Origin of the sequence: Streptomyces sp. NPDC024017, assembly GCF_040638895.1 — a bacterium.
GTDB lineage: Bacteria > Actinomycetota > Actinomycetes > Streptomycetales > Streptomycetaceae > Streptomyces.
In genome coordinates this window covers 19,790-34,143 of sequence record NZ_JBEZYZ010000019.1, presented here as the reverse complement: position 1 = coordinate 34,143, position 14,354 = coordinate 19,790, and the positions used below count along the sequence as shown (strand labels likewise).

The 14,354-nt window shown below is 74.5% G+C and carries 13 protein-coding genes; 2 read left to right on the top strand and 11 right to left on the bottom strand.

The features are described 5' to 3' along the window. The first annotated feature begins 209 nt into the window (after positions 1-209). Complete coding sequence (locus tag AB0G20_RS36365) at positions 210-989, top strand: LmbU family transcriptional regulator (RefSeq protein WP_361310300.1); 780 nt, start codon at positions 210-212, stop codon at positions 987-989. A gap of 28 nt (positions 990-1,017) precedes the next feature. Here AB0G20_RS36365 and AB0G20_RS36360 read toward each other — a convergent pair whose 3' ends face one another. Further along, positions 1,018-1,662 (bottom strand): FMN-binding negative transcriptional regulator, encoded by a 645-nt coding sequence (locus tag AB0G20_RS36360; protein ID WP_361310297.1) that lies wholly within the window; start codon positions 1,660-1,662, stop codon positions 1,018-1,020. 232 nt (positions 1,663-1,894) lie between these two features. Here AB0G20_RS36360 and AB0G20_RS36355 point away from each other — a divergent pair, with 232 nt between their 5' ends. Further along, on the top strand, positions 1,895-3,244 hold the full coding sequence (locus AB0G20_RS36355) for a lysine N(6)-hydroxylase/L-ornithine N(5)-oxygenase family protein (protein WP_361310294.1): 1,350 nt from the start codon (positions 1,895-1,897) through the stop codon (positions 3,242-3,244). Positions 3,245-3,440: 196 nt separating this feature from the next. Here AB0G20_RS36355 and AB0G20_RS36350 read toward each other — a convergent pair whose 3' ends face one another. From AB0G20_RS36350 to AB0G20_RS36305, 10 genes are all read right to left on the bottom strand, one after another. Next, positions 3,441-3,917 (bottom strand): hypothetical protein, encoded by a 477-nt coding sequence (locus tag AB0G20_RS36350; protein WP_361310291.1) that lies wholly within the window; start codon positions 3,915-3,917, stop codon positions 3,441-3,443. A 94-nt stretch (positions 3,918-4,011) separates the two neighbouring features. Next, entirely contained in the window at positions 4,012-6,066 is a 2,055-nt protein-coding gene (locus AB0G20_RS36345) for a condensation domain-containing protein (RefSeq protein ID WP_361310288.1), read from the bottom strand. A gap of 156 nt (positions 6,067-6,222) precedes the next feature. Next, on the bottom strand, positions 6,223-6,678 hold the full coding sequence (locus tag AB0G20_RS36340; protein ID WP_361310285.1) for a nuclear transport factor 2 family protein: 456 nt from the start codon (positions 6,676-6,678) through the stop codon (positions 6,223-6,225). 107 nt (positions 6,679-6,785) lie between these two features. Next, positions 6,786-7,448, bottom strand: a complete 663-nt coding sequence (locus AB0G20_RS36335) for a response regulator transcription factor (protein WP_361310282.1) — start codon at positions 7,446-7,448, stop codon at positions 6,786-6,788. 123 nt (positions 7,449-7,571) lie between these two features. Further along, positions 7,572-8,441, bottom strand: a complete 870-nt coding sequence (locus AB0G20_RS36330) for a 4'-phosphopantetheinyl transferase superfamily protein (protein WP_361310280.1) — start codon at positions 8,439-8,441, stop codon at positions 7,572-7,574. 36 nt (positions 8,442-8,477) lie between these two features. Next, positions 8,478-10,232: an acyl-CoA dehydrogenase family protein gene (locus AB0G20_RS36325; RefSeq protein ID WP_361310278.1), complete on the bottom strand. Its 1,755-nt coding sequence runs from the start codon at positions 10,230-10,232 to the stop codon at positions 8,478-8,480. Between the two features lie 316 nt (positions 10,233-10,548). Continuing rightward, the gene (locus tag AB0G20_RS36320) at positions 10,549-11,499 is read right to left on the bottom strand and encodes an aromatase/cyclase (RefSeq protein ID WP_361310275.1); all 951 of its coding nucleotides are present in this window, start codon (positions 11,497-11,499) and stop codon (positions 10,549-10,551) included. Between the two features lie 57 nt (positions 11,500-11,556). Next, entirely contained in the window at positions 11,557-12,342 is a 786-nt protein-coding gene (fabG, locus tag AB0G20_RS36315) for a 3-oxoacyl-ACP reductase FabG (RefSeq protein WP_361310388.1), read from the bottom strand. Beyond that, positions 12,342-14,066 carry an FAD-dependent oxidoreductase gene (locus tag AB0G20_RS36310; protein ID WP_361310273.1) on the bottom strand — a complete coding sequence of 575 codons (1,725 nt, stop codon included), beginning with the start codon at positions 14,064-14,066 and terminating at the stop codon, positions 12,342-12,344. Before AB0G20_RS36310 ends, fabG begins: the two co-directional genes overlap by 1 nt. After that, positions 14,066-14,353 carry an antibiotic biosynthesis monooxygenase family protein gene (locus AB0G20_RS36305; protein ID WP_361310270.1) on the bottom strand — a complete coding sequence of 96 codons (288 nt, stop codon included), beginning with the start codon at positions 14,351-14,353 and terminating at the stop codon, positions 14,066-14,068. Before AB0G20_RS36305 ends, AB0G20_RS36310 begins: the two co-directional genes overlap by 1 nt. Position 14,354: the final 1 nt, after the last annotated feature.

The window sequence follows — 14,354 nt, the reverse complement described above, 5'->3', positions numbered from 1 at the left end:
GCGCCGAGCACGGTCCCGCACGCCCGGGCCGTGCTCGGCGCGTCTGCGTCCCGCCGACGGGACAGCGTTCCGGGGCCGGTGGCCGGCCGGGGGACGGCCCGTAGGGGCCCGCCATGCCACAGAGACGTTCGGCGTGCAACCGTTCGAGTGCCGCTCCAGCCCGCCGGGCGAGAATTCTGGCCAGTCGAGTGCACCTTTCTCCTGGAGGCATGATGGCGCGTCAGGCCGGTCAGACCGCACAGCCGCACGGCGGCTCGGCAACGGCTCTCCCGCCCCGGCAGCCGCGTACCGCGGTGGCCGGGCCGCGCCGGGGCCAGGTGCTGACGACCAAGGTGGGCCTGCAGATGCCGGCCCGGATGGCCTACGAGGAGTGGGAACGGGCGGGACGGCAGCTCGCCGACGTCCTCGACTCGTCGTCCTGGTGGCTGGGCGACTGGCTCGTCTACGGCAAGGACCACTACACCGACCGGTACCAGCGCGGCATCCGCGCCGCCGGCCTGTCGTACCAGACCCTGCGCAACTACGCCTGGGTCTCCCGGCGTTTCGACCTCAGCAGGCGCCGGGCCGCGCTGAGCTTCCAGCACCACGCCGAGCTGGCCTCCATGACGGTCGAGGAGCAGGACCGGTGGCTGGACCGCGCCGAGCAGGGGCAGTGGACCACCAAGCAGCTGCGCGGTGCCGTCCGCGCCGAGCGCCGCGGCGCGCAGCAGCCGTGCGCGCCCGCCGAGCCGATCGGCCGCCTGGAGGTGCGCGGCAGCCGTCTTCAGCAGTGGCACAGAGCCGCGGAGCAGCTCGGCGTCGACTTCGAGCAGTGGGTGACGGCCACGCTGGACAGCGCCGCCGCGAGCGCGCTTCAGGACCTCGGCCCTCGCGAGGAGCGCGCGGAGCTTCCCGGGCCGGCGGGCCTCAAGGTCCTGCCCGCGCCGGCCACGGGCGCCGCCGCCGAGGGGCTCGCCGGGCGGACCCGGCCCGTGGCCGTCGGCGCGTGAGCGCCGGGCGCCCGGCGCCCGCGGCGCGTCACGGCAGCCGGCTCATCAGCTCGGCGGTCTGGCGCTTGTACGTGCATCCGCTCTGCCCGAACGACTCCCGCACCCGCTCGCGCACCTCGCCCGGCTGCTCCTGGCTGAGCTTGTACATGCCCTCGGCCCCGGTCACCGTGAACCGGAAGGCCCCCACGGCGGGCGCGATCTTGCGGAAGTAGCCGAGCGACTCGGTCATGTCCCAGCCGTCGCCGAACATTCCCTCGAAGGCGCGCACGGTGTCCTGCACCACGCCCAGCGTCTCCTCGATCGACTCGATCTTCTCCACCACGCCGCGGACGTGCACCGCGGTGAAGTTCCAGGTCGGGGCCGCCGGGGTCGTCCCGTACACCGTGGGCGAGACATAGGAGTGCGGGCCGGTGAAGGTCAGCAGCAGGACTGAGCCGCTCTCCAGCGCCGCCCAGTGCGGGTTGGCCCGGTTCATGTGCCCCAGCAGCGTGGCACCCGGCAGGTCGCCGGACCAGGCGCCCGATGTCTCGGGGTCGAAGATGACGGGCAGGTGCGTGGCGAAGGGACCGTCCTCAAAGGTGCCGTTGGACACGGCGAGCGCCAGCGGATTTTCACGGAGCAGGTCCACCATCCACGAGCTGCCCGGTTCGCGGTAGAAGTCGGGAACGAACATCCGGAGCCCCTTTCGTAAAGGCTTCTTCCGTACGATTTCGAGAATCCGCGCCGACCATATCCATGTCCCGCCGGCAGGACAACGCTTTCGAATGCCAAGCACCTCCGGAGAAGCTCTCGAACGTTCTTCAGGCCATCTTCTAGTTGCCTTTGAGATGCTCTCCGGGTGACACTGCAGAACGATCTCTCGGGCCACCGGCCGAGTTTTCCAGACGCAATCGGGAGAGTTTTCTATGGGCATAACGGGTAGGCGTGACCAAGAGATCTACGACCTGGTCGGCATCGGGTTCGGCCCGTCCAACCTGTCGCTCGCGATCGCCCTGGAGGAGCATGGGGCGATCGCTCCGCAACAGCCGGTCAGATCCCATTTCTTCGAGCGCCAGTCCACATTCGGCTGGCATCGGAACATGCTGCTGCCGTCGACGACGATGCAGATTTCGTTCCTCAAGGACCTGGCGACCTTCCGGAACCCGATGTCCCGGTTCAGCTTCGTCTCCTATCTGCACGCCCAGAACCGGCTCGTGCAGTTCGTGAACAACCAGGACTTCTTCCCGACCCGCCAGGAATTCCACCAGTACCTGGAGTGGGCGGCCACCGCATTCCGCGACCGGGTCACCTACGGCACCGAGGTCACCTCGATCCGGCCCGTCGCCGACGGCTCGGGAACGCCCGAGCTGCTGGAGATCGAGGTGCGCACCGGCGACGGCGCGACCAGCACGGTCACCGCGCGCAACGTGGTCGTCTCCACGGGCCTGGTGCCGCGCCTGCCGGAGGGCGTGACGGCCGACGACCGGGTCTGGCACAGCTCGGAGTTCCTCGGCAGGTTCCGCGAGCAGGACCCGGCGGACCTGCGGAGCGTGGCGGTGGTCGGCGCCGGCCAGAGCGCGGCCGAGATCACCCGGTTCCTCTACGACTCGCTGCCGCACGCCGAGGTCAGCGCGGTCATCCCGTCGTACGGCTACTCCGTCGCCGACGACACCCCCTTCGCCAACCAGGTCTTCGACCCCGGCGCGGTGGACGAGTACTACTTCGGCACCGAGCAGGGGCGGGACGCGTTCTGGCGCTACCACCGCAACACCAACTACTCGGTGGTCGACGCCGACGTCATCCGGGCCCTGTACCAGCGGGTGTACGACGAGCAGGTGCGCGGCGTCCAGCGGCTGCACTTCCGCAACCTCACCCGGGTGTCGGAGGTCAAGCGCGTCGAGAACGAGACGCAGGTGACGCTGCGCTCGGTGCTCGACGAGCGGACGGAGGAACTCGCCGTCGACGCGCTGGTGTTCGCCAGCGGCTACGACGGCCTGGACCCGGCCCACCTGCTCGGCGACTTCGACCGGCACTTCCTGCGCGACGCGACCGGCAGGCACCGGGTGGAGCGCGACTACCGCCTCGTCCCCTCCTCGGGACTGGCCTGCGGTGTCTATCTGCAGGGCGGGACCGAGCACACCCACGGCCTGTCGTCGGCGCTGCTGTCGAACATCGCGGTGCGCAGCGGGGAGATCGCCGACTCGATCGTGCTGCGGCGCGCCGAGCGGGAACTGGGGCGCAGCCGGCCCCTGGAGGAAGCGTCCTCGGTCGCGTGAGGCGGGCGACACCGCGGTGCGGGGGCCCCGGTGCTGTGACCGCAGCGCCGGGGCTCCGGCCATCCCCCGGCCCGGCCCCCGGCCGTGCCCCCGACCGAAGGAGTCTCCCGTGAACGCTCCGCCCGACGCTCTCATCCGCATGCGGTTCGCCGACGCGCTCGACCTCGAACGGGCCGGTGCCGCCTTCGTCGCCGGGTCAGGCCCGGGCCTCGGTGAGGCGCGCAGCGATCCGGAGACGCTCACCTTGGAGATCCCCGGCGACGCCGGTGCGGAGACCCTGCGGGGCGTCCTCGCGGTCCTCGACGCGGCGGCCCTCACGCCCGAGGCGCTGACCGTGCACACTCACGAACTCGACGACGTCTTCGCCGCGTTCACCGGCCTGTTCTGACGGGCCGTCCCCGGGCGCCGGGTGCCGGGCGGCGTACACCGCGAGGAACGCGGTGAGGCCGCGCACGCCGGCGTCCGGCCCGAGGGCCGTCAGCGGCACGCTCCGTCCGAGCCCCCGCACCAGCGTGCGGTGCGCCTTCAGCGCGGCGGCCACCAGTTCGCCCGCCGGGCGGTGGGCCTGGCCGGTGTCCTGGCCGGTCATCGCCAGCGCCTCCGCTCTCGCCCGGGAGGCGAACTCGTCCTTGGTGCCCGGGTGTGCCGCCGTGTGCGTTTCGGGGTCCGGCATGGCTGCCTCCTCGGCGTCCGGCTGTGCTCGGTTCCGGTACTTCCCTGGTGCTCGTGGTCGGGGTGCGATGGGTGCGGGGTGCGACGGGTGCGGGTCAGGAGCGGCGGGCGACGGCCGACGCGAGCGTGCGGGCCAGGTCGTCGGGTTCGGTGCCGGCCGCGTCCAGGACGACGGCGAGCGCCCGGTGACCGTCCGCCGCGGCGAGCCGGGCCACGGCGCACGCGGCGACGCCGTCGCCGGAGAACGCGGCGAGGGACGGCCCGCCGCCCGGCCGCAGCCGGGAGCCGAGCACGTCGTACACGGCGCGTGCCGCGGCCTCGACCCGGGGTCCGCCCACGGGGACGGCGTCGAGCAGAAGGAGTTCCTCCGGGCCCGGGTAGGCGGCGGCGAGCCGGTCGTAGAAGGCGCGGGAGACGCCCGGCGCCTGCAGCAGGCCGACGGTGCCGGCGTCCGCGCGGGCGGGCCGGCGCAGCACGGTCGGCGGGGCGCCGGTCTCCCCGGGACCGGTCGGCGCGGACGCGGCGGCGGTGCCCAGGCCGGACAGCAGGGCGAGGACCTCGCCGACGGTGGTGTCCGGCCCGGCGCCGCGCGGGAGTTCGCGCAGCAGCAGCGCGGCGTGCGCGAGCAGGTCGGTGATCTCCGCCAGCCGCGCCTGGTCGTGGGAGGCGGTGAGCGTGAGGCGGCCCGCCACGTCGTGGTGGGCGATCAGCGTGACCGGAAAGGCGGTGCAGGCACCGAGGGTCTGCGGCGGCTCCACCGCGATGCCACAGGCGGCGAGTTCGGCCTCCAGCCCGGTCAGGGCGCGCGGCGGCGCCTCGAAGGTGAGCAGGGTGTCGGCGGGCGGGTGCGGACGGCGGGACCAGGCCTGGACCTGGCCCGCCGTCACCCATTCGTGGGCGGCCTGGTCCAGGCAGCGGTCGCGCAGGGCGGCGATGAGCCGGGGCACCGTGGCGTCCGGGTCGACGAGCACGGACCGCGGCAGCGGCCCGGCCAGCGCCCCGGGGGTCCGCTCCACCCCTTCGAAGAGGATGCCGCGGCCCGTGGCCGTGGTGGCGAAGCGCACCCGCGAGGGCCCTTCGGCCCGGCCGGCGCGGTACAGCAGCAGCGCCCACACGGCCTGCAGGGCGGTGGACTCGCTGCCGCCCCAGACGGCGGCCCAGTGAGTGAGCCGCGCGGTCTCCTCCTCGGTCAGGCGCAGCCGGGAGCGGCCCTCGGCGCGGTGTCCGGTGCCCGCGAACAGCGGCGGTACGGACACCGCGTCGCCGGTGTCGGCGCGGCTGAAGAAGTCCTCGGCGGCCGTGGTGTCCTGGGCGGCGAGCCAGGCGGCGTAGTCGCCCATGTCGGGCCGTCGTTCCCCGCCCGGCAGTCGCCCGCCGGCGAGGTAGGCCCGGTAGAACGCGTGCACCAGGAGCCGCACGGACCAGCTGTCGAGCAGCGCGTGGTGGTAGGTGATCAGCACCCGGGCGGGCGGCGCCCCGGCGTCCGGGGCCGGCCCGCCGCCGAGCAGGGTGACGCGCAGCGGGGCCGGGCGGCGCGGGTCGATGCCGCGGCGCCGGTCGGCCTCGACGACGGACGCCCACTCGGCGCTGCCGTGCGGCAGCCGTACGACCTCCGGCTCGGCCTCCTCGTGGACGACCAGGCCCGGTTCGGCCCGGTCGTCGAAGGCGGTGCGCAGCACGGACTCGTGGGCCGACACCGACCGCCAGGCGGCCGTGAAGCGGGCCACGTCGAGGGGCCCGTACCAGTCCCAGGAGGCCTGTTCGACCTGGCGGCCCGGGCCGGGGTGGGCGTCGGCGCCGGCGAGGAGTTCGCGCTGCAGCGGCGTCGCGGCCACCTGACGGGTGGCGAAGGGCCCGCGGCCTCGGTGGGTGAGCAGGTCGGCGAGTGCGCCGAGGGGGAACTCGGCCCGTTCGCCGTCCGCCTCGTCGACCAGGCGCAGGGTGTGCCGGCCGGGCCCCCGGCTCACGAGGTCGGCGGTCCAGGCGGGCGCGTCCGGGTGGCGTGCGGCGATGCTGTCGAGGGCGGCCTCGACGCGGGCGGTCTCGACCGGCCCGTGCAGCTCCAGTACGGGCAGCGGGCCGCGGCCGAGGTCCACGACGACGGCGATCGGCTCGCCCTGTGGCAGACGTGCGAAGCGGCTGGTGGTCATCGGCAGTCCGGGGCGCGCGCCGGCGAAGCCCCCTCCTCTTCCTCGGAAGGCGCTGGCACCAGCATGCGCGCCGCCCTCCACAAACCCCTGACACGGCCCTGACGTGCCGCTCGATCCGTCCGGTCCGCCCTCGGGCGGCAAGGCCGGCACGGCCGTTCAGGCCAGGTCGTCGCGGCTCACCCGGCGGTGCGCGATGCGCCACTCGCCGCCGGTGCGGACCAGGACGTCCTCCATGACGCACACGGACAGCACCCGGGAACCGCCGTCGCGCGCGGTGACGTACGCCAGGGCCGAGCAGCGGGTGTGCAGCGACCCGTCGGCCCGGGGCCGCACGTCGAGCTTGCCGACCCAGTGGTCCAGGCGGCCGCCGGCCCGCCGCTGGCGTTCCGCCCCGGCGCGCACGTAGCGGGCGAGCTGGGCGCGGGCCGGCACCGGGCCGGGCCGGGAGGGCAGTTCGAGGACGGCGTCCTCGGTGAAGGTGCCCGCCCAGCGCTCGGTGTCGTGCGTGTCGAGGAGCCGCATCTGGCGGGTGTAGAACTGCTGCGCCTGCGCGTACAGGGCGGCGAACTCCCGGCCGGGCAGTGTGGCGGTGTCCATCAGCTCGACGGTCATGGCTCTCGGCCTCCGCGTCCGTCCGTGTCCTCGGAAAGTGAGGTACGGCCAGTCTTCGCGGCGCGGATCGAGCCTCCTTCGAACCCTCCTCAAACGCCCCCGCCGGGTCAGGGCGCGGTCAGGCCCGTCTCGAAGGCGTAGATCACCGCGTGGACGCGGTTGCGCAGGCGCAGTTTGCCCAGCAGGTTCTGCACGTGCGTCTTGACGGTGTGCTCGGACAGCGTCAGCGTCTCGGCGATCTCCGCGTTGGACAGCCCGCGCGCGACCATCGCGAGCACCTGCCGTTCCCGTTCGGTGAGCGTCGCCGGGTCGGCGTCGGAGACGGCGCGCACCGGTTCGCGGCGGGGCCGCCGCTGCGGTACGACGCTGTACCCGGCGGCGGCGAGCACGACCGCGGAGGCCAGCTGGTCGGCGGTGACGGTGGCGGGCAGGTGGCCGCGGGCCCCGTCACGGGCCGTGCCGGTGCCGCCCACGACCAGCAGCGGGCAGCCGCGGGCGGCGGGGCCGTCCGGCACCGTGCCGTGACACAGCACGACGTCCGGGCGCGCGGAGTCGAGGTCCGCGCCGTCGCCGTCGCCCACCACGCGCAGGGCGGGCCGGCCGTCGAGGAGGACGCCGATGCCGGCCCGGGCCAGCGGGTCGCTGCCGAGCACGTACACGCGGACCGGGCCGGTGTCCGTGCGGGCGGGCCGGTGGGGTGCGCCTCCGGGCAGCACCTGCAGGGCGGTGCGCCGCACGGGTGCCCGCGTCGGGAAACCCGGCTCTGCCACGACGGCCTCCTCGCTGCGGGGTCCGAACCGTCCCGGGCACCCTAGTGCGCGCCCGGGCCCGGGCCGCGGCCCCTCGACCGGTCCTGGACGCCGTCTCCGCCGGCGTGCGAGCCCGGGCGGGGCTCAGCGGCCGGAGGGGTCCGCGAGAAGGCCGGCGACGGCACCCATGAAGCCTTCGTCGAGCATGGTGCGCGGCGCCGTGTCCTCGGAGGTGTCCAGGCCGGCGTCGTGGCAGGCGACACTGATCAGGTAGCGGCCGAGCACCCGGTGCGTGCTGAAGGCCCACTCGCCGCGGGCGGCGGGCGTGCCGTCCGGGGCCAGCAGCCCGGCGCCGTCGGCGTCGAACCCGAACTCGGAGAAGCCGAGCCGCAGCCCCTGCCCGAGGGCCTTGGTGTACGCCTCCTTCAGCGTCCACAGCCGCAGCAGCCCGGCCGACCGCTCGGCCTCCGGCAGCCGTTGCAGGTCGGCGCGTTCGGCGGGCGTGCACACCTGCGTCTGCATCAGGTCGAACTGCATCCGCCGCCCGGCGGGTTCGGCGTCCACGCCGATCCGCCCGTTGCGGCTCACGCCGACGGCGATGAGGTCGTCGGTGTGGGTGAGGCTGATGTCGATCTGGTCGAGCCCGCGCAGATAGGGCCGTCCCCCGATCTTGTACGCCAGGTCCAGTTCGGCGGCCTCGGTGCCGAGCGCCGCCGCGGCCGTGAACTTGGTGGCCATGCGCGACGCCACGAACCGGAAGCGCACGACGGGGTCGGCGGTGCGCCGGTAGCGCGTCCAGTCCCGGCCGAGCAGTTGGCGCAGCGAGGCGTCGGTGACGGCGCTGGTGAGCCATTCGCCCCAGGTGGTGCAGACGACGGCGTTGCCCCGCGTCCGCATGTCCTCGCGCACCCGGTGCCAGGGCCCCTGCGGGCCGCTGACGTGGACCGGCTCGCCGATGCGGCCGGCGTCGTACGGTACGCACGCCAGGGCCGCCCCGGCCCGCGTGTTCGTCATGTCCCCTCACTCCCCTGCCTGTTCGGTGTGCGGCCCCTACCGGGCGAGCGGCGTCGCGTCCAGGTCGCAGCTCAGGCCGGCCCGGTACCGGCGGATCAGTTCGTCCAGCACGCGGGAGACGCAGCCGTCGGGCAGCGCGGGCACCGGGATGCCGAGCCGCTCGCCGATCCTGGACAGCGCCAGCACCGCCCACGCGGCGTCGGCGAGGAACGGGTCGGAGCCGTCCTGGCCCTCCCAGACGCCGAGGACCGCGGCGGCGGCGGCGATCAGGCTGTAGCGGTCGCTGAGCACGCACACCGCGGGATCGCCGAGCGCGGAGACGCCGTACGGCGGCAGCAGCCGGCAGGTCTCGCGCAGCGCGCGCAGTTCGGCGACGAACGCCTCGGCCAGCTCCGCGAGCGCGGTGATCTGGCCGCCGACGCCCCGGGCGGGAGCGAGCCGGTCGGCCGACCCGATGAGCGAGGCAGCCATGAAGTCGCCGCCGCCGGCGATGCCCAGCAGCCGGTAGTCGAGCGGGGGGAGTTCGGCGCCCCTGCGGAACAGCTCGGGCGGCGGCTCGTCCTCGGCGAACCAGGCGCTCTCGGCGAGGGTGCGCAGCTGCGGCACGATCACGGCCTGGCAGGCGGCTGTGCCGGCGTGGCCGAGCCCGGCGACCGGCAGGTCCCGCACGAGCTTGTTCAGGGCGCCGTACTCCGGGCTGCCGTGGTCGTAGCCGCGGGCGCCCAGCACGGTGGCGAGCTCTTCCAGGTTCTCCCGCAGCAGGTCGGGCACCACGTACTTGACGGCGGCGGCCGGCACATGGGCCCGGTCGGGCATCAGGCCCAGTGCGCGCAGGGCGACGGTGGCCATGCTGTCGCAGGCCAGCAAGTCGGCGAAGACCCCGGTGAGCGGGGCGCGCCAGCGGCGGGCGACCGGGCCGCTGCGTCCGGTGGTCGCGGCCCGGACAGCGGAGTGCAGGACGGTGTCGGCGGCCGCGGTGACGACCCCGCAGATCACGCTGCGGTTGACCTGGAAGGTGCGCAGGGCGAGCGCGACGCCCTCGCCGGGCCGGCCCACGAGCGCGTCCTCGGGCAGCGGACGGCCGTCGAACTCCAGCCCGGAGAACAGCGCCCCGCGCATCCCGGAGGTCTCGGTCCGCGGCAGGTGCCGCATGGTGCCGGGGGCGGCGTCGGCGGGGTCGAGGAGGAAGACGGAGTGGCTGCGCGGCCCGCGCGCGGGGTCGGTACGGGCGTAGACGACCTGGGCGCCGGCACGCGCCGCGTTGATGATCACGTCCTTGCGGCCGTGGAGCCGGTGTCCGCCGCCGGGCGCCGGGCGGGCGGTGAACTCGTCCCGCAGGATGGCGTTGGCGTGGGCGAGTTCGTGGTGCAGGATCGTCGCCCGGCCACCGCCGAGCAGCAGCCCGGCGAGGTCCCGGCGCTGCCGGTCGGTGCCGGCGGCCCAGACCGCGCCGGTGGCGAACAGCGAGGTGATGCCGTACCCGAAGCCGAGGGCGGTGTCGCGTCGGAAGACGGGGCGCAGGGCGCGGGCGAGCAGGTCGGCGCGGGTGAGCCGGCCGCCGTACTCGGCGGGCACGAACTCCGCGCCGAGGCCGGTCTCGGCGAGCAGTGCCTCGGTGGCGGCGGGCGGCGTGCGCGCGTCGTCGGCGGCGAACAGGGCGCGCAGGCCGTGCGGGTTGGCGGGGTCGTACGGGTCGCCGAGCAGGCCCTCCAGCCGTGCGGCGCGCGCCAGCGCGTCCGCCTCCCAGCGCCCGGCGCCGGTGGTGTGTGCGGTCTCGGCGATGGTGGTCATGGCGGTGGTGGTCAGCTCCTTCGTGCCGGTCCGTACCTCCTGGTCCCGACGCTGACGGCGGCGGCTCGCGGTGCGCTGGAGCGGCGCTCGACGTCCCGTCCAGGAATCCGGGGCGGGAGCGTCCGCCGCTCCGGCGAAGCCGCAGAACAGACCGCATCGTCGGTTTTTTCTCGACCGGTTCTCCGGCGGCGCTCCGGTGGAGGGCGACGCTTCCCCGAGCGGTCCCCGACCGTCCCTGCGGCCGCGGGCCGGGCGACGAAAGAGCTGCCGCGTCCCCGGGCGGGGGCGCGGCAGCTCAGGTCGGGTCCGGCTCCTTTCACCCCTGCCGGGCCAGGCGCTCCGCGTACTCCCCGGCCAGCCGGAGGGTGGCGGTGGAGTTGCGCCCGAGGGCCTCGCGCACGTAGCGGCGGGCCTGCGCGAGGTCCGCGCCCGGTCCCAGCACCCGCTCCACGGCCTCCTCCCGCAGCACGACGCTGTGCTGCGCGACGGCCGTCACCCCCTCCGCGTCGGGAAGGATGTTCCACTCCCCCGTGTGCGCCTCCATCAGAACGGGCGTCGCGGTCTGCTTGTAGACGATGCGCCCGGCGTGCGGGAAGCAGATGCGCACCGACTCGGTGGTGTGCACGGCCCCGTCCGCGGTCCGGGTGTCCATCGCCATGAGCTGCACCCCGGGGACGTCCTCCGTCAGGTCCAGCCGTGCCACGTGCGGCACCAGCGCCGGCCACTGGTCGACCCGGTGGAGGAAGTCGTAGACGTGCTCGGCCGGCGCCTGGATGCGCACGGCGTCCTCGAAGGACAGCACCAGGTCGTCGAAGAGCCGCCACCGCTCGGCGAGCGACCGAAGGCTCGCCATCTGCGCCTTGGCGTTGACGGCGAGGACCTGCTCCACCCAGGCCGCGTCGTCGGCGCCGTGCACGGTGTAGTCGTGCCGCAGCGTCAGCAGGCTGGACTGGTCCGGCCGTTCCTCGACGATCCACAGCCCGCGCATCGCCGTCACCGGGAGCTGCGGATGGGTCTGCCGGAACTCCACGCACCGCGTCCCGGGGTCCAGGGCCCGCTCGGAGATCCACGACCTGACCCGGCCGTCGGCCGTCGCCCACATCCGCAGCCGCTCGGCGGTGCCGTCGAACTCCAGCCGCTCCACGTGCACGTTCTCCGGGAAGAACAACGGCCACTGCCGCGCGTCCGCGATCAGCCCGTAGACGACACCGGCGGGGGCGTCCACCTCGGCCGAGTGCGAGGTGCGGTGCATCTGCTCAGCCGACACCTTCGGTACCTCTTCTCTTCGTGTTCTCTGTGTGCTTCGGCAGGGGATGAGGCGGGATCAGAAGTTGCCCAGTCCGCCGCAGACATTGAGGGCCTGGGCCGTGACGGAGGCGGCGGGCGGGGAGGCGAGGTAGCCGACGAGGGCGGCGACCTCCTCGGGGGTGGAGTAGCGGCCAAGGGGGATCTTGGCCTCGAACTGCTCCTGCACGTGGTCCTCGGTGGTGTCCCAGGCGGCGGCGTACCCCTGGCGGACGCGCTGCGCCATCGGCGTCTCGACGTAGCCGGGGCAGACGGCGTTGACGGTGACGCCGGTCGGGGCGAGTTCCCGGCCGAGGGCCTTGGTGAAGCCGACGACGCCGTGCTTGGAGGCGCTGTAGGGGGCGCCGAGCAGGACGCCCTGCTTGCCCGCGGTGGACGCGATGTTGATGATCCGGCCGCCCGGGGCCCCGGCGAGACCGCCGTTCTTCAGCACCTCCCGGGTGACGCGGAAGACGCTGTTGAGGTTGGTGTCGATGACGTCGTCCCACAGCTCGTCGCTCAGCTCGGCGGTCACCCCGCCGCCGCTGCGCCCGGCGTTGTTGACCAGGACGCCGACGGGGCCGTACGTCTCGACGGCGGCGGCGACCAGGCGGACCACCGCCTCCCGGTCGCGGACGTCGGCCGCGATGCCGTCGACGGTGAGGCCCTCCTCGCGCAGGTCCTCGACCGTCTGCTTGACCTGCTGCTCGTCCCGCGCGCACAGGAAGACGCGGCGGCCGGCGCGGCCCAGCTCGCGGGCCACCGCCAGGCCGATCCCGCTGGTCCCGCCCGTCACCAGGGCGCAGGGCTGGTTGTCGGTCACGATCAGTACTCCTTCGGGGGAGGGACGGGGAGGGGAGGCAGGGCGGCGCCCGGTTCCCGCACGGCCTCCCCGGCGAGCGGGGCGTCGAGCCCGAGCGGGGCCAGGGCCCGGTCCAGCGCGGCCCGGGTGAGCCGGTCCCCGCGCGCGGCGACGTAGCCGTCGGGGCGCACCAGCAGCCAGGAACCCGGGGCGAGGCCGAGCGCGGACCGCAGCCGGGCGTCGGGGTCGGCGAGCGGGGCGGGCCCGTCGGTGCGGGTGCCGGTCACCGTCCGCACGGACAGCCATTCGCCGTACTGGACGGCGGCCGTCAGGGCCACGCCGACGGGCCCGTCGTCCGCTCCGGTGCCGCCCGCGGCGCACAGCAGCGACCAGCGCGGGTCGCGCAGTTCGTCGTGCAGGGACCGGCAGCCCGGCGAGGAACGGTGGTGCACCCGGGCCTCCGTGACCCGCCGGCCGGGGGCGGGCGCGGGGGCCGGGACGGTCGCGGACGTCGCCGCGTTGCCCGTGCCCTCGAGGTGCAGGCGCTCCGCTTCGGTGGTCAGACAGGAGCCGGCGTACCCGATGCGCAGGCCGGACATGCCGCCGAGGACCTTGCGCTGGATGGCCCGGCGCAGCGCGGGCACGGAGCGCACGACGCCGAAGACGACGGGCAGCGCGGCCGACGCGAACAGGTTCTTCAGCTGCACGAGGAAGGTCGCGGTGCGGGTGGAGCCCAGCAGGGCCTCGCCGATCGGCACCCGCTCCTCGCTGTAGGTGTCGAGCAGGGCCCGTCCGGCGTGGCCCCGGTCGACCTGGGCGAGCTTCCAGGCGAGGTTGTACGCCTCCTGCACACCGGTGTTCATGCCCTGCCCGGAGGCGGGGCTGTGCACGTGGGCGGCGTCCCCCGCCACGAAGACGCGGCCGTCGTGCATCCGCTCCACCATCCGCTGCTGGAAGGTGAACACGGACGTCCACTCCGGCTCGCCGACCCGGATCTCGCAGCCGAGCCCCTTGGACAGCTTCGCCCCGAGCCGCGCGGTGCCGCCCTCCGGCACGGGCGCGGTGTCCAGCAGCCGCCAGTGCCCGTCGCGGGCGTAGGGCACCATCATCAGGGCGTGCCCGCCGGTGTGGGTCCAGTAGATGGTGTCGGGCGGCAGGTCGGTCTCGACCGGCGCGTCGGCGAGCATCCACGTCTCGCTGGACTCGCCGACCAGCTCCAGGCCGAGCAGTTTGCGCACGGTGCTGTGGCCGCCGTCGCAGCCGACCAGCCACGAGGTCCGGACGCTTTCCCGGGTGCCGTCGGCCCGGCTCAGGTGGACGCTCACTCCGTCCTCGTCCTGCTCGAACCCGGTCAGCCGCACGCCCCACTCGATGCCGACGCCGAGACGGGCCACGGCCTCACGCAGCACGGCCTCGGTCTCGGTCTGCGGGACGATCAGCGTGTACGGGTAGGAGGTCGGCATCGTCGCGTAGTCGGCCTCCAGCCGCACCAGGCGGCGACCGCCGGAGTACATGGTGAAGGCGCGGTTGCGCCGCCCGCGCGTGAGCAGGTCGTCGACGACGCCCATCTGCGCGAACGTCTCCAGGGTGCGCGGGTGCACGGCCACGGCCCGGCTGGTCGGCGCGGGCCCGGGTGCGGCGTCGACCAGCCGTACCCGCACGCCCCTGCGGGCGAGTTCGTGCGCGGCGGTCAGGCCGACGGGGCCCGCGCCGACGACGATCGCCCGCGGCCGGTCGAGGTCGGGCATCACACGCTCTCCTCGACGATCTCGTACAGGCCCGGCTCGGGCGTGGCCAGCGGGCCCAGGCCCTTGACCAGGGACTGGAACGCCTCGCTGCGCACGGCCTTGCGGTGGGCGCCGGCGTCCTTCCACACGGCGAGTTCGAGGAAGACGTTGGGCTCGCCGGCGTGGCGCAGCGTCAGGTGGCTGACGTATCCGGGCTGGGCGGACATGTAGGAGGTGAGCTGGTCCTTGACGGCGAGGAAGGTGTCGATGTCGCCGTGCACGGTCAGCTTGTTGACGAAGGTCACCATG

Excerpts from the sequence above, each read along its gene's own strand:
- AB0G20_RS36360 (WP_361310297.1), bottom strand. The coding sequence starts at position 1,662 with ATGTTCGTTCCCGACTTCTACCGCGAACCGGGCAGCTCGTGGATGGTG.
- AB0G20_RS36330 (WP_361310280.1), bottom strand. The coding sequence starts at position 8,441 with ATGACGAACACGCGGGCCGGGGCGGCCCTGGCGTGCGTACCGTACGAC.
- AB0G20_RS36340 (WP_361310285.1), bottom strand. The coding sequence starts at position 6,678 with ATGACCGTCGAGCTGATGGACACCGCCACACTGCCCGGCCGGGAGTTC.
- AB0G20_RS36355 (WP_361310294.1), top strand. The coding sequence starts at position 1,895 with ATGGGCATAACGGGTAGGCGTGACCAAGAGATCTACGACCTGGTCGGC.
- AB0G20_RS36350 (WP_361310291.1), bottom strand. The coding sequence starts at position 3,917 with ATGCCGGACCCCGAAACGCACACGGCGGCACACCCGGGCACCAAGGAC.
- AB0G20_RS36345 (WP_361310288.1), bottom strand. The coding sequence starts at position 6,066 with ATGACCACCAGCCGCTTCGCACGTCTGCCACAGGGCGAGCCGATCGCC.
- AB0G20_RS36365 (WP_361310300.1), top strand. The coding sequence starts at position 210 with ATGATGGCGCGTCAGGCCGGTCAGACCGCACAGCCGCACGGCGGCTCG.
- AB0G20_RS36305 (WP_361310270.1), bottom strand. The coding sequence starts at position 14,353 with ATGGTGACCTTCGTCAACAAGCTGACCGTGCACGGCGACATCGACACC.
- AB0G20_RS36310 (WP_361310273.1), bottom strand. The coding sequence starts at position 14,066 with ATGCCCGACCTCGACCGGCCGCGGGCGATCGTCGTCGGCGCGGGCCCC.
- AB0G20_RS36325 (WP_361310278.1), bottom strand. The coding sequence starts at position 10,232 with ATGACCACCATCGCCGAGACCGCACACACCACCGGCGCCGGGCGCTGG.